The organism is Aeromicrobium sp. S22 (assembly GCF_009661045.1).
GTDB classification, from domain to species: domain Bacteria; phylum Actinomycetota; class Actinomycetes; order Propionibacteriales; family Nocardioidaceae; genus Aeromicrobium; species Aeromicrobium yanjiei.
The window spans coordinates 926,540-945,165 of record NZ_WJWV01000001.1; the positions used below are offsets into that span (position 1 = coordinate 926,540).

The following is an 18,626-nucleotide window of genomic DNA, read 5'->3' on the forward strand; positions in this document are numbered from 1 at the left end:
GTTCAGCGGTCGAACGGCTGGGACAGCTTGCGCAGCGCATCCGCCAGCTGGGTCGCCTCCGCGGGGGTGAGACCGGCCAGCAGCTTCTTCTCCGCCATGAGTAGCGCGTCGAGCGCGCCGTCGACGGCCTCACGGCCCTGGGACGTGAGCCGCACCTGCACGCCGCGGCGGTCCGCGGGGTCGGGCAGCCGGTCGACGAGCTCCTTGCGGACCAGGCGGTCGACCCGGTTCGTCATGGTGCCGCTGGTCACGAGGGTCTCCTGCACGAGCTGCCCGGGGGAGAGCTGATAGGGCTCGCCGGCCCGGCGCAGGGCGGACAGGACGTCGAACTCTGACGGCTCCAGGCCCTGGTCCTCGAACGCGTCCTTGCGGGCCCGGTCGAGGTGGAGCGCCAGCCGGGTGACCCGGCTGAGGACGTGCATGGGGGACACGTCCAGGTCCGGCCGCTCGTGCTGCCAGGCGGCGATCAGCCGGTCGACGTCGTCCTCCATGGCCTGAGCCTATCAAGATTCTTGATGTCGAGATTGTTTGCGCGGTACGTTCGTGCGATGGACGCATCCGAGGCCGTGAGCGCCGGACCCACTCGACAGGCCGAGCTGCTGAGGTCAGGCACGATGACGTCCCGCCAGCTGACCGAGGCGACGCTGACGGCGATCGAGCGCGAGAACCCCGCGATCAACGCGGTCGTTCAGGTGCTGGAGGGGGAGGCGCTCGCCTCCGCTGACGAGGCCGACCGGCGTCGCGCGTCGGGACAGGACGGCCCCCTCCTGGGGGTGCCGATCGCGGTCAAGGACGATCTCGCGATCGCGCGGCACCGCACGGGGCTCGGCTCGCGCGCGATGCTGCACGACGCCTCCCAGGACAGCGACCTGGTCGCCGCCCTGCGCGCGGAGGGCATGGTCGTGGTCGCCAAGTCGACCCTGCCCGAGCTCGCGATCTTCGGGTTCACCGAGTCCGAGGCGACCGGCGTGACGCGCAACCCGCACGACCACGGCCGCACCCCGGGCGGTTCGTCCGGCGGGTCCGCCGCGCTCGTGGCGGCCGGGGCCGTGGGGATCGCGACCGCGTCCGACGGCGCGGGCTCGATCCGCATCCCGGCCGCGTGCTGCGGCCTCGTCGGCTTCAAGCCGACCCAGGGCACGATGCCGAGCTCGGGCGGCTGGCACGACCTGTCGACCCAGGGCGGGCTCGCGCGTCGCGTCGCGGACAGTGCGCTGTTCCTCGACACGTTCGGCAGCTTCGCGGACTCGCTGGTCGAGGCCGCTGCGGTCGATCCCGCGCCGCTGCGGATCGGGGTGTCGTTCAGCGCCTCGGCCGCGACCAAGGCGGCGCCGCTGGATCCCGACGTACGCGCGGCGGTCCGGGCCGCCGCCGAGACCTTCCGTTCCGCGGGCCACACCGTCGTGGAGGTGGACGTCCCGTACGGGGTCGCGGCCAAGGCCCTGACCGTCCGCTATCTCGCGGGCATCCGGGACGGTGCGGACGGCGTCGACCGCCCCGACCGGCTCGAGGCGCGCACGCGGTCCATCGCCCGGCTCGGCCGCCCGTTCGGGCCCCGTGCGGTCGAGTGGGCCAAGCGCAAGGGACAGGAGTGGGGCGGCCGGGTGCACGACGACCTGGGCGTCGACGTGCTGCTGACGCCGGTGATGTCCGGCCCGGCGATCGAGGTCGAGCACTGGAAGGGCAAGGGCGGCCTGGCCACGGTCGTGTCGATGAACGCCTTCTATCCGTACACCGCCCAGTGGAACCACGCGGGCGTCCCGGCCGTCTCGATGCCGGCCGGCTCGACGGCGAACGGTCTGCCGCTCGCGATCCAGCTGATCGCCCGGCGGGACGACGACGCGCGGCTCATGGCGCTGGCCGGCCAGCTCGAGCGGAGCGCCTGATGCCGACCTGGGACCCGGCCCGCTACCTGCAGTTCGCCGATGACCGCTCCCGGCCCTTCGTCGACCTGGTGGGCCGCGTGCAGGGGACGCCGCGCAGCATCGTCGACCTCGGCTGCGGGCCCGGACACCTGACCGCGGTGCTGCGCGAGCGGTGGCCGCACGCGACCGTGCACGGGATCGACTCCTCGCCGGAGATGATCGAGCGCGCACTGGCCGGCAACCGTGACGACGCTGCGACGTACGAGCTCGCGGACGTCGCCGCATGGGCGCCGGACGCCCCGGTCGACCTCATGGTCTCCAACGCCCTGTTCCAGTGGGTGCCCGACCAGCTCGACGTCATCGAGCGGCTCACGGCCCACGTGGCCGCCGAGGGGACGTTCGCTCTGCAGGTCCCGCGCAACTACGACTCGCCCAGCCACACGCTGCTGCGGGACATCGCCGCCGAGGCCCCCTTCGCGGAGGCCACCGCCGACGTCCTCGCCGACCGCGGGACCGAGCCGACGGCATATCTCGAGCTCTTCGCCGGCCTCGGCTGGCACGTCGACCTGTGGGAGACGACCTACCTGCACGTCCTGCAGGGTGACGACCCCGTCCACGACTGGGTCTCCGGCACGGGCGCCCGGCCGTACGTGCAGGCGCTGCCCGACGACCTGCGCGAGAGCTTCGTCGCGGCCTACCGCACCGCGCTGCGCGGCGCGTACCCGCGACGCCCGTGGGGAACAGTGTTCCCGTTCCGCCGCACCTTCGTCGTGGCCCGCCGCCCGGTCTGACTCCGGTACGCTCGTGGGGCAGCCCCGGTCCGCCGGTTGCTGTTCCCCGGTTGGTCTGCCGGCAGGGCCCGCCGCACTTTGAATGCGGACAAGCGACGTAGGTTCGACTCCTACCCGGGGAGCCAGCACCGCCGAGGTGCGGGCAGGCGCGAGCGAGCAAGTGAAGGAGTCCCCGTGACCACTAGCCCACACGCGGCAGGCGTGACGGCAATCGTGCTGGCGGCAGGTGCCGGCACGCGGATGAAGTCCTCCCGAGCGAAGGTCCTGCACGAGATCGCGGGCCGCAGCATGATCGAGCACGCACTCGTCGCAGTGGCGGGCGCAGGGGTCGAGCGGACCGTCGCGGTCGTGGGCCACGACCGCGAGCAGGTGTCGGCGGCGATCGCGGCGTACGATCCCGCGATCGTGCTGGCCGTCCAGGAGGAGCAGAACGGCACGGGCCACGCGGTCCAGATCGCGCTGGAGTCGCTGGACTCGCCACCCGAGGGCACGGTCCTCGTGACGTACGGCGACGTGCCGCTGCTGACCTCGCAGACGCTCTCGGAGCTGCTCGCCGACCACGAGGCCGCGAAGCGCGCCGTGACGATCCTGACCGCCGAGGTCGACGACCCCACCGGCTACGGCCGCATCCTGCGGGGTGAGGACGGCGGGGTCACGGCCATCCGTGAGCACCGCGACGCGTCCGCCGAGGAGCTGGCGGTCCGCGAGATCAACAGCGGCATCCTCGCGGTGGACGCCGCGTTCCTGCGGCACGCCGTCGCGACGCTGGAGTCGGGCAACGCGCAGGGCGAGCTCTACCTGACCGACATCGTGGGCCGCGCCGTCGCCGAGGGGCGACCCGTCGGGGCTCACGTCCTGGAGGACGTCTGGCAGACCGAGGGCGTCAACGACCGCATCCAGCTCGCCCGTCTCGGGCGCGAGCTCAACGACCGCCTGACCCGGCACTGGATGTCCGAGGGCGTCACGATCGTCGATCCCGCGACGACCTGGATCGACTCCGCGGTGACCGTCGCGCAGGACGTCACCCTGCTGCCCGGCACGCAGCTGCTGGGCGCCACGGTCGTCGGCGAGGCTGCCACGGTCGGGCCCGACACCACCTTGCGCAACGTCGAGGTGGGTGCCCGGTCCACGGTCGTGCGCACCCACGGCTCGGACGCGGTCGTGGGGGCCGGCGCGACCGTCGGTCCGTACGCCTACCTGCGCCCGGGCGCCGACCTGCGCGAGGGCGGCAAGATCGGCACGTTCGTCGAGGTCAAGAACTCCGTCATCGGGGTGGGGGCCAAGGTGCCGCACCTGTCCTACGTCGGTGACGCCGACATCGGCGAGGGCGCCAACATCGGTGCGGGCACGATCTTCGCCAACTACGACGGTGTGAACAAGAACCGGACGACGATCGGGCGTCACGCCAAGACCAGCTCCAACAACACGTTCGTGGCCCCGGTGTCCGTGGGCGACGGCGCCTTCACGGGGGCGGGTGCCACGATCCGCCAGGACGTCCCGGCGGGGGCGCTGGCGGTGAGTGCCGGGTCACAGAGGAACATTGAGGGGTGGGTGCGGGACAAACGTCCCGGCTCCCCGTCAGACCAAGCGGCGCGCGCAGCCGACGCAGACACCAATCTGGAGGCCCCCGGTGAGTAGCCTGTCCAAGCGGACGCCGACCCGCAACATGCTGCTGTTCTCGGGCCGCGCCCACCCGACGCTGGCCCAGGAGGTCGCCGACCTCCTCGAGATCGACGTCGTGCCGACCACGGCGTACGACTTCGCCAACGGCGAGATCTACGTCCGCTTCGACGAGTCGGTGCGTGGCTGCGACGCGTTCGTGCTGCAGAGCCACTCCTCGCCCATCAACGAGGCGATCATGGAGCAGCTCATCATGATCGACGCGCTGAAGCGGGCCTCCGCCAAGCGCATCACGGTCATCCTGCCGTTCTACGGCTACGCCCGCCAGGACAAGAAGCACCTCGGCCGCGAGCCCATCTCCGCGCGCCTCATGGCCGACCTGTTCCTCACCGCGGGAGCGGACCGGCTCATGACGGTCGACCTGCACACCGCGCAGATCCAGGGCTTCTTCGACGGCCCGGTCGACCACCTGCTGGCGATGCCGATCCTCACGCGCCACGTCAAGAAGCGCTACGGCAAGAAGGACCTCGCGGTCGTCTCGCCCGACGCGGGCCGCATCAAGGTCGCCGAGCAGTGGGCCAACGCGCTCGGCGGTGCTCCGCTCGCGTTCATCCACAAGACCCGCGATCCCCGCCGTCCCAACGAGTCCAAGGCCAACCGGGTCGTCGGTGACGTCACCGGTCGGGTCTGCATCCTGGTCGACGACCTCATCGACACCGGCGGCACGATCGTCCAGGCCGCCGAGGCGCTCATGGCCGACGGTGCCGAGGACGTCGTGATCGTCGCGACGCACGCGGTGTTCTCCGGCCCGGCCGTCGACCGGCTCAAGAACAGCACCGCGTGCGAGGTCATCGTGACGAACACGCTGCCGATCGCGGACGACAAGCGCTTCGACAAGCTCACGGTCCTCTCGATCGCCCCGCTGCTCGCGCAGGCGACCGCGGCGGTCTTCGAAGAGGGCTCGGTCACCAGCCTCTTCAAGTCCTGAGGACTCGCTCGCTCTGCGAGCGAGAGCGCTCGCGCCGAAGGCGCCCGCAGCGAAGCTGGGTGCCGGGCCAGGAACCCCTAGGATCCAGCTGACGGGTCGGATCGATCAGCTGGGGGCATCCATGGGCAAGGTCGTGCTGCGCGGTGGCTTCGTGGGAGCGGCCGTCGGGATCCTGGTGAGTCAGCTCCTCGGTCTGGCGGTGATCGGCACCGATGACATCCCCTCGTTCGCCGATCGGCAGGACCTGCCGGCGCTGTACGTCATCGCGGCCCTGGTCGGGGCGGTGGTGGGGCTCGTCGTGGGCGTGGCGGGGCTCGCGGTCGGGCGCGGGGTGGCCGATGCGACGAGCGGCTCAGCCACGAGGCGGCGGCTCCGCGGAGCGCTCGCGGCCGGGCTCGCGTCGGGGGTGCTGTCGGTGCTCACGGTGTCGCCGCTGCTGTTCGTCGGGTCACTGATCGCGCTCGTCGTGCTCGGTGCCGTGGGAGCGGCCGCGACCTGGGTGCTGCTCCCGGGTGTGGTCGATCTGGACCTGCCCCGTGCTCCCCGGCACGAAGGCCCGGCGCAGCCCGGCCCGGTGGTCGCCGCAGAGCCGCCCTCGACGGCTCGACGCGTGCTCGTGACGCTGGCCGGCGCCGTCGTGGGAGCGTTCATCGGCGTCCAGGTGCTGATGACGATCGTGGGCGACCTGACGTCGCTCGGACGCACGACCTACGACGTGATGGCGTTCGTCGTGCTGGGTGTGCTGCTCATCGTGATCGGCGCGGTGCTGTGGCGGGCGACGGGGCGGCGCCCCCGCAGCTCAGGACCCGCGGCGTGATCATGCCTCCGGCGTCGTGGGGACCGATGTGGTGGGGACAGGCGTCGTCGGAGCCGGGGTGGTCGGAGTCGGCGTCGGGGTCTCGATCGGCTTGCGCTGCAGCCTGATCACCTTGGTGCCGTTCGGGAGCGTGTCCCCGCTGATCGTGTTGAGGTCCAGCGTCTGGTTGTCGGCGATCTGCAGACCCGAGAACGATCGCGGCAGGTAGTAGTGCTCGCCGATCTTGTCGTACGCGAAGATCGTGACCGTTACGCCGGACTGGGCGCGCAACGTCCCGCCGATCGAGAACGTCCCGGTGCTCGACGCCGGCAGCTCCTGCTGGACCTTGCCGCTGGAGTCCGTGAGCCGGACGCTGATGTTGGGGATCGGGTTGCCGCTCGTCGCGTCGACGACCTGGCCCGTGAAGGTCCCGGCCCTGGTGGGCAGGTTCACGTTGGGACGCCGCGTCTGGCCGGCCCTCAACGACGGCAGCGTGAGGGTGCGACCGAAGTAGCCGGCCGTGTCGGGGACCGTCAGGACATAGCTGCCGGGTGTCAGGCCGGTGAGCGAGAGCGCGCCTCGGGAGATCTTGCGAACCCAGTACTCGCCGGTGCGCCGGTTGACCGCGGTGACGGTCACGCTGCCCTTGGCAAGGGTGCCCCCGGTCGTGAGGAATCCCTTGTAGGCGGCGGGGCGGGTGCGAAGGACGAACGACACCTGGCGATATTTGCCGAGCTTCACGCCGCGGACGAGCTTGCCGGTCCCGACGCGGCGTCCCTGCTTGTCGTAGGCGAAGACCCGGTAGTTGTTCCGGGGCAGGCCACCCATCGCGTACTGGCCGGAGCGGTTCGCGGCGACCTCGTAGATCTGTCCGTCGTCGCTGACGGCCCGGATGCTCGCGGAGGCGGCAGCCTTGCTGCGGTACTTCCCACGGGACTTGACCCGGACCTTGACCGTGCCGCCGATCGCGCCGCCCCGCCGGACCGAGATGTTCTTCACGACCGCGGTGGTGCCTACGTTCACCGGGACGTCCGGGACGCGCGCATTCGAGCGAGTGTCGTACGCGGGACGTCGCTCGACGACCTGCAGGTGGTAGCGCCCCGGGCCGTCCGTGGGCAGCTCGTAGATTCCGCTCGAGCTGACGTCGTCCTTGCGCAGGTACGTCCAGCTCTTGTCGTCCGCGCCCGAGCGGAACAGTCGGACGGTCATGGTCCGCGCCGCCTTGCCGCTCGCGTCGGTCACGTACCCGTAGATCCGTGCGTGGGGGGCCGCGGCCTGCGAGGGGCCGGACACGGCGACCAGGCCGCCTAGGAGCAGGAGCATGGACGAGGCGGCGGCAAGCGCACGACGACTGGGCACGATGATTTTTCTCCCTCGCTCAGCAGGCGAGGACTCACCAGCGGTGGAGCAGATTTTATCGTCAGATGCCCGTCCTGTCCGACGGATCGCGAGTCAGTCGGTGGTGTCCTGACTCACCTGCAGGGCGACCGGGGATCGCCCGCCCGACCGCTACGCTGAGGCGTTCAATGACGTGCGCTGCCCAGGCGAGCGCTTCGAGATGAGGGAACGTGTCGATCAGGGCAGCCGAGCGATCCTCTCCCGCGCGCCGGGGGCTCCTGCTCCTCGTGCCGTTCCTGATCTTCGTGCTGGTGTTCGGCCTCGCCCGGTACGCCTCGTCGGTCGGCGTGGACTCCTCGGCGCAGGAGAGCAACCCCTTCGCCGACCGGACCCAGTTCACGTGGACCGGATCGGCGGCCCGCCAGGCTGCGGAATCAGCAAGCGGCACCGACCGCGCCGTCCTCGAACGACTCGCCGGAGTCCCCACGGGCATCTGGCTCACGCCGGAGGCCCATCCGCCCGGATCGGTCGGCGAGTTCGTCACCGGCATCGTCCGGGCTGCTGACGAGGCCGGGAAGGTGCCCGTCCTCGTGGTCTACGGCATCACCGACCGCGACTGCATCGACGGCGAGTCGAGCGGCGGGCTGCCGCCGGACCAGTACGAGGAGTGGGTCGAGCAGATCGCGGAGGCCGCCGGCACCGAGTCGGTGGCGATCCTCGAGCCGGACGCGCTGGCGACCGCGGAGGAGTGCGATCAACTGGACCAGCGCACCGAGCTGCTCGGCGACGCGGTCGACCGCCTCGTCGACGGCGGTCCGACGGTCTACGTGGACGCGGGGCACGCGAGCTGGACCGACCCGGGGGTCATGGCGTCGATGCTGTCGGCCGTCGGTGTCGACAAGGCGAGGGGCTTCTCGACCAACGTCTCGGGCTATGAGTCCGACGAGGACGAGGCTGCGTACGCAGAGGCGGTGAGCTCTGCGCTGACGTCCCCGACCCACTGGGTGATCGACACCAGTCGCAACGGGGCTGGATCCAACGGCGAGTGGTGCAATCCGGCGGGACGGGCACTCGGCCAGGAACCCGATCACGTGTCCGCGGGGGGCCTGGACGCGCGGCTCTGGATCAAGCCTCCGGGCGAGAGCGACGGCACGTGCGGTGGGGGCCCTGGGGCGGGTGAGTTCTGGACCGAGCGGGCGCTCGAGCTCGCGCGCAACGCGGGATGGTGACATTCGCCTCCCGTCCCTCAGTTTGTTTTTCGCTACGGACAAGATCTGTTCACCCTAGGATCGCTGCATGAACGCAGAAAAAATCGCGGTGATCATCGAGGATGACGCTGACGTCCGGCACCTGTTGAAGACTGTGCTGACCCAGAGCGGCTTCCAGACGATCATGACGACCAACGGAGCCGACGGCATCGAGGCCGTGCGCCTGCACGACCCCGTGCTGACGACGCTCGACGTGTCGATGCCCGGCATGGACGGCTTCGCCGCGGCGAAGCGCATCCGCGAGTTCAGCAACACCTACCTCGTCATGCTGACGGCGCTGTCCGACGAGATCGACATCGTCCAGGGGCTCGACTCGGGAGCCGACGACTACCTGCTCAAGCCCTTCCGTCCGCGTGAGCTCCGCGCCCGCATCGAGACGATGATGCGCCGCCCGCGCGAGCGCGCGGGCGTCACCAGCCCCGCCGAGGCGCCGGTCCAGGCCGACCGCATCCGCGTGCCCGCCGCCTCCGAGCCGTTCGTCCCCGCGTCGGCACCCGAGCCCGTCTTCTCCGCGGCGCCTCCCGCGCCCCTGCCGCAGGTCCAGCCGGCCGTGCAGGTCCAGCAGGCCGCCCAGATGCAGCAGGCCGCCCAGATGCAGCAGGCCGCACAGGTGCAGCTGCCCCCGGCCGCTGCGGTCGCCCACGCGGCGCCGGTGCGGATCTCCGGCCATGCTCTGTCGGCCGAGGCTCCTGTCCCGTCGACCGACGGCTGGCTCGAGCACCGCGGACTGCGGCTCAACACCAGCACCCGCATGACCGAGGTCGACGGACGCAGCGTCGACCTGACCCGCAGCGAGTTCGACCTGCTGGCTGCCCTGCTGAGCACGGGACGCCGGGTCCGCAGCAAGGCCGACCTCGTGCTGATGCTGCGCGGCGAGAGCTACGTGACGACCTACTACGTCAACGACGCCGACAAGCGTGCGGTCGAGGTCCACCTGGCCAACCTGCGCCGCAAGATCGGCGACTCGTCGTCGACGCCGCGATTCATCGAGACGGTCCGGGGCGTGGGCTACCGACTGGCCTCCGACCGCGATCCCGTCTGAGCACGCCTCACCTACACGACCACGAAGGGCCCCCGCCACGAGGCGGGGGCCCTTCGTCGTGTGCTGGTGCCGATCAGTTGGCGTCGATCGGGATCTTGGCGGCCACGGTCTCCTGGTCGGAGGCGAAGATCGCGATCGGCACGCGCTGGCGGATCGTCTCCTTGTAGTACGTCTTGGAGCCTGCGGAGCGCTGGATGTGGACCGTCGCGCGGAAGATCAGGTTGAGCCCGCTGGTGTCCATCGCGAGCGTCCCGATCTTCTGGTTGCGCAGCTCGAACGCTCCCTTGGGCGAGGTGATGAGCATGCCGCGCTTGGTCGTGACGGGCTCAGGGTCGAAGGTGATCCGCGAGGCCGTGGCATCGAGATCGTACGGCCGCTCGACCGCCCCGGACTTCGTCGTGGTCTCGGACTCGACCCGGATCCGGTCCAGCCACACCTTGCGCTTGGTCGAGAACTTGTCGCGCAGGTCTTGGTCGAGGTCGTATGCCTGGAGGGTGAACGAGAAGTACTTGTTGCCCTTGGGGAACCAGAGGTTCGTCCGCGGCGTCGACTTGGTCGGCCACAGCGTGTAGACGAAGTCCATGCCGTCGATGTCGACGTGCGACTGGAACGTGCCGTCGCGGGTGAACTGTGAGTCGAACGCCGGGGTGGGGGAGGGGGTGGGCTTCGTCGCGACCGGCTCGGGGTCCTGGGCGGCGAAGTCGCTGAGGCCGCAGCCGCTGAGGAGGAGCGTCGCGGTCAGCGCGATCGCGGCGGCCGCACGGCGGCGGAGGGAAGTGTGCACGGGAAGGCTCCTGGTGGCAGGGGGAACGGGTCGGACGGTGGGGGAGGAGGTCATGCCGTGAACCCCTTGTAACGCTTCAGCAGCTTGAGTGCCATCCACGCGGTCTGCAGGATCGTGACGACGCCCAGGACGGTCCAGCCCGCGAGCAGGATGTCCGAGCGGACGGCGGTCGTGAACTGCGACCAGATGGCGACGGCGGCGACGAGCAGGACCACGACGATCGCCACGGGCGCGAGGTGGGCGGGGCCGCCTCCGCCGCTCTCGGCCTTGGCCTGCAGCGCCCAGTTGTCGGTCTGCGAGCTCGAGGCGAACTTGGCCCACGACCGGGCGAAGTGGCCCAGGCGCACCCACATGTAGATCTCGGCAGGCAGCACCAGCAGGGCGAACAGGTAGTCGCGCCGGTTGCGGTTGTGCATCGCGTGGGCGATGCGGGCGTTCAGGAGCGCTGCCATGAGCGTCGGCACCAGCCACAGGGCGGCGAACACGTACGCGTGCAGCAGCAGCGAGCTGATGAGCAGGAAGCCGAAGATCATGCGGGTGAAGCCGTTGGTCGCCATCGAGATGTTCTCGAACCAGCGCAGGCGCAGGTTGGGGTGGAACGGCTGCCCCTTCGTGTCACCGCGCTGGCCGGGCCACATCAGATCGATCGCCCCGGTGTTCCACTTGACCTGCTGGGCGTCCAGCGACCGCAGGGTGGTCATGCCACCGACGTTGGCACGCGCCCGGGCACTGATCTTGGTCAGGTAGCCCGCACTCTTGATCTGCAGCGAGAGCAGCGAGTCCTCGATCTCGCTGTCGCGGACCCACGGGTAGCGCTGGTGGGTCTGGGCCACGACCCGGCGCAGGGCCTCGGTCGAGAAGATCGAGAACTGGCCGCCGAGCACCGCCATGTTGCGGCCGCGCAGGAGGTTCTGCATGTTGAACGCGGCGAACTGGGCGCGCTGCCCGGCGATGAGGAACTTGCTCGTCAGGGTGTCGAGCCCGCTGTCGTCGATGCTGTAGATCGCGGAGATGCCGCCGATGCGCTCATCGTCCTGGATCTCCTGCACGAGGTACTCGACCGCCCGGGGGTCGGCGGTCGTGTCACCGTCCACGCCCAGGAGGTAGTCCATGCCCTCGACCAGGGTGTAGCCGTAGTTGAGCGCGCCGACCTTCTTGTCGGGGTTCTCGCCGATGTCGTGGACGAAGATCTCGGTCATCTGCTCGTCGCGACCCTCGCCGCGCGTGTGCAGGCCTGCGTAGTGGCTGGCGATCTCGACCGTCGCGTCGGAGGTGTTGTTGACGATCACGTGGATCGCGTCGGGCAGGAGGGTCTGGGCGAGCAGCGAGTCGAGCACGCCGGCGATGGCGTCCTCCTCGTTGTACGCGGGGATCACGCATCCGACGGTCGACTTGAAGGTCGGCAGGGACTCGATCTCGGCCATGAACTGCTGCGCGTAGTGGTCCATCACCGGATCGAACGTCGGTGCGTGGTCGGCGTAGCCGATGCCGTCATCGTTCACGTGCTGCTCCTGCTCCCTGCGGCCGCGGACCCGTGCGCGGGTCCCTCCCCGCCATCGTCGCGGGCCGAGGTCAGGCTTGGGTCAGCGTTGGCACAAGGTCTGCTCAGGATTTGCGCAGTTCTCGCGCACCCGGCTCAGCCGTCGAGGACGCGCACCCGGTCCAGGTCGGCTGTCGCATCGGCGAGCAGGCCCTCGAACGTGGGGGCGACCTGGATGCCGCCGCTCGTGCCGAAGCGGGCGCCGGTGCGGATCTCGAGGCGCTCGCCGAGCGACTCCTCGACCAGGCCGGTGCGCACCGCGGACACGACCAGCGCCGTGGCGCCGGACATCGCGGAGTCGACGAGGACCGCGAACCGGCCGGCACCGAGGTAGCCGATCAGCGCCGAGGCGGGGACGTGGGAGCGCAGCACCTGCGTGAAGTGGATCAGCGCCCGGTCGCCGGCATCACGGCCGAATGCGGAGTTGAGCTCGTCGAGATCGCTGATCTCGGCCAGGACGAGGCCGACCTGCCCGCCGGTGAGTGCGGCTCTCTCGACCCGGTCCCGGGCGTCCTCGCGGAAGGACTCCGCGGCCAGCACCGGCAGATCGGACTGCCGGCGTGACTCGACGCTGACCGACCACCAGTTGCCCGAGCGCTCGACTCGCAGCGCCGACAGGCAGATCGCGGCCACCACGAAGATCGCCGTGAAGGGCAGGATCGTGCTCGCCTGGCCCGGTCGCCCGCCGTCCTCGCCCGCTGCGAAGAGTGCCGCGGCGGCAATGAACCAGCCCCCCACGACGAGCAGCGTGGTCTGCAGGATGCGGGCGTTCAGGTTGAGCCGCATCGGCCCACGCATCAGCTCGGTCGCGGCGAGCCACGCGAAGAACCCCGAGAGCCCGAGCCGCACGATCGAGACCACGTCGAGATCGGGGTCCGGGCCGCCGAGCGCCGCGGGCGCGGCCGCTGCGAGGCCGACCAGCAGGACCACCAGGATCAGCGAGCGCCGTCGACCGTCCAGGAGACGGCAGCCGGCCCAGAGGGCACCCGTCGCGAAGACCCAGGAGGCGTCGATCGTCGCGACGACCGCCGCCGGGGTCGAGCGGTCGAGCCCGTAGATCGCGGTGAGCCCAGTGGCACACAGGGCCGCTGCGAATGCCCCGACCCACGTGCGGTTGGACTCGTCGTTGTGCCGGAGCGCCGCGGTGATCGTGAACACCGTGGTCACGGTGGCGAGCGCGAGGGCGCACGCCACGAGCAGCGTGGTGAGGTCGATGTCCAGGTCCATGTCAGGCTTCCTTCGTACGGACAGCAGATGGGTGCGCGGCGGGCCGCTTCGGCAGCGTCACGACGACCTCGGTGCCGCGGTCAGGCTCGCTCGCGACCTCGATCGCCCCTCCGTGCATCACGACGATCTCGCGAGAGATCGCCAGACCGAGGCCCGTGCCGTGGGTCGTGGAGCCGCGGACCGACTCGGCGCGGTAGAACCGCTCGAACAGTCCCTTCTGCTCGTCCAGCGTCATGCCGCGCCCGGTGTCGCTGACCCGGATCTCGACGGCCTCGGACCCGTCGTCGCGCACCACGTCGTGGACGGCCACCGTGACCCGGCCGCCGATGTCGTTGTACTTGATCGCGTTGGACAGCAGGTTGTCCACGACCTGGCGAAGCCGGAACGCATCCGCGGGCGCCCGGACGGTCCCGCCGTCGGTCACGAGGTTCACCGGGATCAGCCGCTCGCTCGCGATGATCCGCTGCGCGTCGATCGACTCCACCACGATCGCGGTGATGTCGCAGTCCTGGAGGCTCACGGTGATCGCGTTCTCGGGGCTCCTGGAGCGGGCGGAGAGCAGGTCGTTGACCAGCGAGTTGAGCCGCTGCGTGTTGACGAGAGCGATGTCGAGCATCGAGCGGGCCTCGTCCGGGAGCCCGTCGACCTCGAGCGCCAGGTCGACGTAGCCGAGCACCGAGCTCAGCGGGGTGCGCAGCTCGTGCGACATCGAGGTGACCAGGTCGTCGCGGTCCGCGATGGCCCGGACCTCGGCCGAGACGTCGCGCAGCACCAGCACGACGCGGTCGACCTCGCCACTCTCGTCGCGCAGCATGCGGGCGGTGACGTGGATCGTGAAGCGGGTCCCGGTGCGGTGCCCGATGACGTACGTCTCGCTGTCGACGGTCTCGCCCCGCATGACCCGGAGGTGGGGCATCTCCTGCGCAGGAACGGGGGTGACCCGGTCCGCGCGGTAGAGGGGATAGCGTTCCCAGGGCGTGTCGTCCGGCAGCCCGAGGTGGGACAGCAGGGCGCGGGTCGCCCGGTTCGTCGTCAGCGTGGTGCCGTCCAGGTCGAGGCTGATGACCGCGAACTCCACCGCGTCGAAGGCCTCCCGCAGGATCGCCTCCTGGCGGCGGGCGCGCTGCAGCGCCTTCTCGAGCATCGCGGTCTGCCGCCGCAGCAGCACTCGCTGCGACTCGACCCGCTCGGCGGTCAGGTGGGTGATGACGCTGACGAAGGCCAGGGTGACGGTGAGGCTCGCGGCCGCGACAGCGCTGCCGGCCGACGTGCCCGCAGCGGGTCCGACGCCCAGCTGGGCCTGGGCGACGCCACCCCACAGCAGGACTCCCGCGAACAGGGGACCGAGCACGCTGCCGAGGCGACCGAACGCCATCGCGAGCCAGATCGCCGGGAAGATCAGCAGGATGCCGAATCCGCTCTCCGGGGACGCGTTGCGGAGCAGCACGATCGCGAAGATGTCGAGCAGGGGGAGGGCGATCTGCGCGTGCACCGGCAGCCGCAGCCACGGGACGATCGCCGCCGCGATCGTCGCCCAGAGGACGATCGTCAGGCCGGCGAAGAAGCCGGGGCTGTCGTCGAAGCGCCGCTCCGACAGGGCCAGCGTCACGCAGACCACGACCCCGAAGGCCCCGGCAAGGAGCGCCTGGGTGCGGAACACGCTGGCTCCGAAGCTGATCGCGGTGCGCTGCGGCTCGCGCGGGCGGAGTGCAGACGCCCTCATGGCCGCAGCGTATCCCAACCGCGGGTCCCGGCGGGGCCACTTCGCGGCCGAGGGCCGCACGAGTGGGTCACACCGTGAGAGCACGGATTTCATCGTCCCGGGACGCTGCGATAGACTGCCCCAGTTGCCTCGGCGAGGGTCCTTCGCGGACCGTGATCGACAGGGCGCTCCACAGGAGTGCTGTGTCGAGCGCCTTGCCCGGTGACCACAGACCATTGTTTCACCCCATGACGCACTCATCAGGAGAAGTTCCCCGTGGCCGAGATCAAGATCGCAGCCGAAACCCGCACCGAGTTCGGCAAGGGCGCCGCCCGCCGCATCCGTCGCGCTGACAAGGTGCCCGCAGTCCTCTACGGACACGGCGCCGACCCGGTCCACGTCGCCCTCCCGGGTCACCAGCTCATGCTGGCCCTGAAGAACGCGAACGCCCTGCTCACGATCGACCTGGGCTCCGAGCAGCACCTCGCGATCCCCAAGCAGGTTCAGCGTGACCCGCTGAAGGGCTTCATCGAGCACGCCGACCTGCTCATCGTCCGCAAGGGCGAGAAGGTCACCGTCGACGTCCGCATCCTCCCCGTCGGCGACGCAGTCAGCGGCAACCTCGTCGTCCTGGAGAACGCGACGATCGCGATCGAGGCCGAGGCGACCCACATCCCCGAGTCGTTCGAGATCTCGATCGAGGGCATGACTGCCGGCGACCAGATCCTGGCCAAGGACATCGAGCTGCCCGAGGGCTCGTCCCTCGCGGTCGACGAGGACCTGCTCATCGTCAACGTCACCGCCGCGCCGACCGAGGCCCAGCTCGAGTCCGAGCTCGCCGAGGCCGAGGCAGAGGCCGGCATCGAGCACGACGCTCCCGAGTCGGAGAGCGATGACGCTCCGGCCGAGGCTGAGGCTGCTGCCGAGTCGGAGTGACCTGGCTGGTCGTCGGGCTCGGCAATCCGGGCCCGACGTACGCTGCCACGCGCCACAACATCGGCTACATGGTGGCCGACGTGCTGGCAGCCCGCATGGGTGCATCGTTCAAGAAGCACAAGTCCGGCCGCGCTGACGTGGTCGAGGGGCGGCTCGCCGGCGAGCGGGTCGTCCTCGGCCGCGCGCGGTCGTACATGAACGAGAGCGGTGGCCCGGTGTCGACGCTCGCCAAGTTCTACGGCATCGACGCGGACCACGTGATCGCGATCCACGACGAGCTCGACATCGACTTCGGCATGCTGCGGGTCAAGCGCGGTGGCGGGGACAACGGCCACAACGGGCTCAAGTCGATCCGTCAGTCGCTGGACACCGGCGACTTCTACCGCGTCCGCGTCGGCATCGGCCGGCCCCCTGGCAGGCAGGACGTGCACGACTTCGTCCTCAAGCCCTACTCCTCGACCGAGCGCAAGGACCTCCCGACGTACGTCGAGGAGGCCGCCGACGCGGTCGAGAGCCTGATCACGGTCGGGCTCGAGCAGACCCAGAGCGCATTCAACCGCTGATTCTTGCGGCCCTTCGGGGTTTCGCGGATATTTGACGACCTCGCGCGACGCTTGGCCCTGCAATCAATTCGGGCTCTTGCTGTGGGGTGGATCTGTGACGGCAGTCGAACTCGGCGCGGGGTCGACAGGCGGCCGCGCCAGGACAGTCAGTGGACGCTGGGCGGGGCTCGCCCCGGGCCTGCGACGGTCCGGCGAGCGGTGGGCGAGGGCACGGGTCCAGCCGTACGTGTCCGCGTGCCTCGTGGGCACCGCCGCCGCCGCGGTCCTGACGCGCGCCGGGGGGCCGGTCGTGTGGACGGCAGCGGCGGTCGTCGTGCTGGCCCTGGCGTACGACCTCGTCATGTCACGGTCCCTCGGGCCGGTCAGCATCGCGGCACCGCTCAAGCGTCTCGGCCTGGTCGCGGGCACAGCCCTTCTCGCCGCCACCTCGTTCGCGTGGCTGACGCCGGGCCAGGCGCGCGCCGAGCTCGCGATCGTGCTGCTTGCGTCCGTCGCCTTCCTGGCCGGTGCGTGGCTGGCCCGCGCCGCGCGTGGCCCGCGCACGGTGCTGCTGGTCGGCGGCCGAGTCGGCGCCGCGCAGCTCATCACCCAGTGGGCGTCGTGCCCCGACGTCCGGGTCGAGGGGGTGTGCCTTCCGGAGTTCGTGGGCGACGGGGCGGACCAGATCATCGACGTCCCGGTGGTCGGGTCGATCGACGACGTCGTGGCGGCTGCGGCCGGCCTCGGGGTGGACGCTGTCGTCGTCGCGCCCGGCCCGCTGCTCACCGCGTACGACGTGCGCCGGCTGAGCTGGTCGCTCGAGAAGACCTCGGTGGAGCTCTCGGTGGCAGCAGAGGTCGACGGCATCCTGCCGCGCCGCATCGTCCCGCAGGTGATCGGCCACCGGGTCATGCTCTCGGTGCGGCCGGGCGGTCGATCGGGCCCGGCGCTGTGGGGCAAGGGTCTGCTCGACCGGGTGGCCGCGGCGCTCCTGCTGGTGCTGCTGTCGCCGGTGCTGGCCCTCGTGGCGGTCCTGGTCCGCCGGGACTCTCCAGGCCCTGCGCTCTTCCGGCAGACGCGCGTCGGCCGCGATGGAGCGCTGTTCGAGGTGTTGAAGTTCCGCACGATGGTCGTCGACGCCGAGTCGCTGCTCGCGGGGCTCCTGGCCGAGAACGAGGCCGCGGGCCCGCTGTTCAAGATGGCGGCAGATCCCCGCGCCACGCGTATCGGGCGATTCCTGCGGCGCAGCTCGATCGACGAGCTCCCGCAGCTCGTGAACGTCCTCAAGGGGCAGATGTCCCTGGTGGGGCCGCGACCGAGCCTGCCGGTGGAGACGATGGCGTACGACGAGTGGGTCCATCGTCGCCTGAGCGCCAAGCCGGGCATGACGGGCGCTTGGCAGGTGGGCGGCCGCTCGAACCTCAGCTGGTCGGAATCCGTCCGGCTGGACATCGACTACGTGGACAACGCGACGCTGCGCGACGACCTGCTCATCGCCATGAGGACCGCCCGCGTGGTCCTCACCCGCGACGGTGCGGTGTGAGCCTCGCGGGAGTCGCCCGACTCTCGGCCGCCGTCGTGGTGGCCGCGCTGGTCACGGTCGGGATCCGAGGCGACGGCGACAGGGGCACCAACGACGCACAGGCCCGGGACCGGTCCGCGGCACGCGCCGACACGCGCAGCTCGGCCGACGAGAACGCGTCGGAGATCATGCCGTCGCGACCGTCGACGTCCGAGCGCTCGGCGGACGAGGAGGTGGCGCCCGAGCGCCCTCGTGCGAAGGCGTCGAAGAAGCCGCTGCTGACGTCGTCACCACGTACCGCGAGCAGCCGCGGCGCGGTCGTGGCCGGCTTCCCACTGGCGGTGCTGCCCGTCCTGCCGGGATCGACCGTGCGGTCGAGCGGGGTGTCCTCGAGGTCGGACGTGGTCCAGGTGTCCCTGGTGGCCACGCACGAGCGGTCCCCCGAACGGATCCTCGCGGGGTACCGCAGGATCCTCACGGCGTACGGCTTCGTCGAGTCGCCGTCCCCTGCGGTGGGTGGATCGACCGCGTCGGCGTTCGCCCGTGGCCGCGATCACCTCACCGTGACGACCACCGGGGGCAGCGGACGCACGGGCTATTCCTTGTTCGGTGTCATCCGCGCCGGCGCGAAGGACTGAGCCGTGGCGAGCGGGCGCGAGGCGGGG

General features: G+C 70.7%; 17 protein-coding genes and 1 tRNA gene. 12 read left to right on the plus strand and 6 right to left on the minus strand.

The genetic code is table 11. The features are described 5' to 3' along the window. Window positions 1–2: 2 nt before the first annotated feature. Window positions 3–491: a MarR family winged helix-turn-helix transcriptional regulator gene (locus GEV27_RS04630; protein WP_153933557.1), complete on the minus strand. Its 489-nt coding sequence runs from the start codon at window positions 489–491 to the stop codon at window positions 3–5. 57 nt (window positions 492–548) lie between these two features. On the opposite strand from GEV27_RS04630, the gene GEV27_RS04635 reads away from it, so the two are divergent. From GEV27_RS04635 to GEV27_RS04660, 6 genes are all read left to right on the plus strand, one after another. Beyond that, entirely contained in the window at window positions 549–1,886 is a 1,338-nt protein-coding gene (locus GEV27_RS04635; protein WP_194944124.1) for an amidase, read from the plus strand. Then, the gene (locus tag GEV27_RS04640; protein WP_153933559.1) at window positions 1,886–2,656 is read left to right on the plus strand and encodes a methyltransferase domain-containing protein; all 771 of its coding nucleotides are present in this window, start codon (window positions 1,886–1,888) and stop codon (window positions 2,654–2,656) included. The genes GEV27_RS04635 and GEV27_RS04640 overlap by 1 nt, the downstream gene beginning before the upstream one ends. 43 nt (window positions 2,657–2,699) lie before the next feature. Continuing rightward, window positions 2,700–2,781 (plus strand) — tRNA-Gln (locus tag GEV27_RS04645). A 49-nt stretch (window positions 2,782–2,830) separates the two neighbouring features. Continuing rightward, complete coding sequence (glmU, locus tag GEV27_RS04650; protein WP_309222032.1) at window positions 2,831–4,294, plus strand: bifunctional UDP-N-acetylglucosamine diphosphorylase/glucosamine-1-phosphate N-acetyltransferase GlmU; 1,464 nt, start codon at window positions 2,831–2,833, stop codon at window positions 4,292–4,294. Window position 4,295: 1 nt separating this feature from the next. Beyond that, entirely contained in the window at window positions 4,296–5,264 is a 969-nt protein-coding gene (locus GEV27_RS04655) for a ribose-phosphate diphosphokinase (RefSeq protein ID WP_153911075.1), read from the plus strand. A gap of 121 nt (window positions 5,265–5,385) precedes the next feature. Further along, a complete protein-coding gene (locus GEV27_RS04660; RefSeq protein ID WP_153933560.1) occupies window positions 5,386–6,081 on the plus strand; it encodes a hypothetical protein in 696 nt (231 codons plus the stop codon). Here the strand turns inward: GEV27_RS04660 and GEV27_RS04665 are convergent, their stop codons facing one another. After that, window positions 6,082–7,419, minus strand: coding sequence for a carboxypeptidase-like regulatory domain-containing protein (locus GEV27_RS04665; protein ID WP_153933561.1), 1,338 nt, complete (start codon window positions 7,417–7,419; stop codon window positions 6,082–6,084). A 209-nt stretch (window positions 7,420–7,628) separates the two neighbouring features. Here GEV27_RS04665 and GEV27_RS04670 point away from each other — a divergent pair, with 209 nt between their 5' ends. Both GEV27_RS04670 and GEV27_RS04675 read left to right on the plus strand, forming a co-directional pair. Then, window positions 7,629–8,627, plus strand: coding sequence for a glycoside hydrolase family 6 protein (locus GEV27_RS04670; protein ID WP_153933562.1), 999 nt, complete (start codon window positions 7,629–7,631; stop codon window positions 8,625–8,627). 67 nt (window positions 8,628–8,694) lie between these two features. After that, window positions 8,695–9,708, plus strand: coding sequence for a response regulator transcription factor (locus tag GEV27_RS04675; RefSeq protein WP_153933563.1), 1,014 nt, complete (start codon window positions 8,695–8,697; stop codon window positions 9,706–9,708). Window positions 9,709–9,781: 73 nt separating this feature from the next. Here the strand turns inward: GEV27_RS04675 and GEV27_RS04680 are convergent, their stop codons facing one another. From GEV27_RS04680 to GEV27_RS04695, 4 genes are all read right to left on the minus strand, one after another. Further along, window positions 9,782–10,492 carry a hypothetical protein gene (locus GEV27_RS04680; RefSeq protein WP_153910164.1) on the minus strand — a complete coding sequence of 237 codons (711 nt, stop codon included), beginning with the start codon at window positions 10,490–10,492 and terminating at the stop codon, window positions 9,782–9,784. 50 nt (window positions 10,493–10,542) lie between these two features. After that, window positions 10,543–11,994, minus strand: coding sequence for a glycosyltransferase (locus GEV27_RS04685; RefSeq protein ID WP_243838764.1), 1,452 nt, complete (start codon window positions 11,992–11,994; stop codon window positions 10,543–10,545). 134 nt (window positions 11,995–12,128) lie between these two features. Further along, on the minus strand, window positions 12,129–13,259 hold the full coding sequence (locus GEV27_RS04690; protein ID WP_153933564.1) for a diguanylate cyclase domain-containing protein: 1,131 nt from the start codon (window positions 13,257–13,259) through the stop codon (window positions 12,129–12,131). 1 nt (window position 13,260) lies between these two features. Continuing rightward, on the minus strand, window positions 13,261–14,982 hold the full coding sequence (locus tag GEV27_RS04695) for a cell wall metabolism sensor histidine kinase WalK (RefSeq protein ID WP_194944125.1): 1,722 nt from the start codon (window positions 14,980–14,982) through the stop codon (window positions 13,261–13,263). Between the two features lie 255 nt (window positions 14,983–15,237). Between GEV27_RS04695 and GEV27_RS04700 the strand changes: the two genes are divergently transcribed. The 4 genes from GEV27_RS04700 (at window position 15,238) to GEV27_RS04715 (ending at window position 18,599) form a co-directional block, all read left to right on the plus strand. Beyond that, a complete protein-coding gene (locus GEV27_RS04700) occupies window positions 15,238–15,897 on the plus strand; it encodes a 50S ribosomal protein L25/general stress protein Ctc (protein WP_309222033.1) in 660 nt (219 codons plus the stop codon). After that, window positions 15,894–16,460, plus strand: a complete 567-nt coding sequence (pth, locus tag GEV27_RS04705) for an aminoacyl-tRNA hydrolase (RefSeq protein WP_153653964.1) — start codon at window positions 15,894–15,896, stop codon at window positions 16,458–16,460. Before GEV27_RS04700 ends, pth begins: the two co-directional genes overlap by 4 nt. Window positions 16,461–16,554: 94 nt before the next feature. Beyond that, window positions 16,555–17,982, plus strand: coding sequence for an exopolysaccharide biosynthesis polyprenyl glycosylphosphotransferase (locus GEV27_RS04710; RefSeq protein WP_194839866.1), 1,428 nt, complete (start codon window positions 16,555–16,557; stop codon window positions 17,980–17,982). Next, window positions 17,979–18,599 (plus strand): hypothetical protein, encoded by a 621-nt coding sequence (locus GEV27_RS04715; protein ID WP_153933566.1) that lies wholly within the window; start codon window positions 17,979–17,981, stop codon window positions 18,597–18,599. Before GEV27_RS04710 ends, GEV27_RS04715 begins: the two co-directional genes overlap by 4 nt. The last annotated feature ends 27 nt before the right edge of the window (window positions 18,600–18,626 follow it).

Bases quoted from the DNA above. Each gene is read 5' to 3' on its own strand.
- GEV27_RS04675 (WP_153933563.1), top strand. From the start codon at position 8,695: ATGAACGCAGAAAAAATCGCGGTGATCATCGAGGATGACGCTGACGTC.
- GEV27_RS04640 (WP_153933559.1), top strand. From the start codon at position 1,886: ATGCCGACCTGGGACCCGGCCCGCTACCTGCAGTTCGCCGATGACCGC.
- GEV27_RS04695 (WP_194944125.1), bottom strand. From the start codon at position 14,982: ATGAGGGCGTCTGCACTCCGCCCGCGCGAGCCGCAGCGCACCGCGATC.
- GEV27_RS04660 (WP_153933560.1), top strand. From the start codon at position 5,386: ATGGGCAAGGTCGTGCTGCGCGGTGGCTTCGTGGGAGCGGCCGTCGGG.
- GEV27_RS04635 (WP_194944124.1), top strand. From the start codon at position 549: ATGGACGCATCCGAGGCCGTGAGCGCCGGACCCACTCGACAGGCCGAG.
- GEV27_RS04630 (WP_153933557.1), bottom strand. From the start codon at position 491: ATGGAGGACGACGTCGACCGGCTGATCGCCGCCTGGCAGCACGAGCGG.
- GEV27_RS04690 (WP_153933564.1), bottom strand. From the start codon at position 13,259: ATGGACCTGGACATCGACCTCACCACGCTGCTCGTGGCGTGCGCCCTC.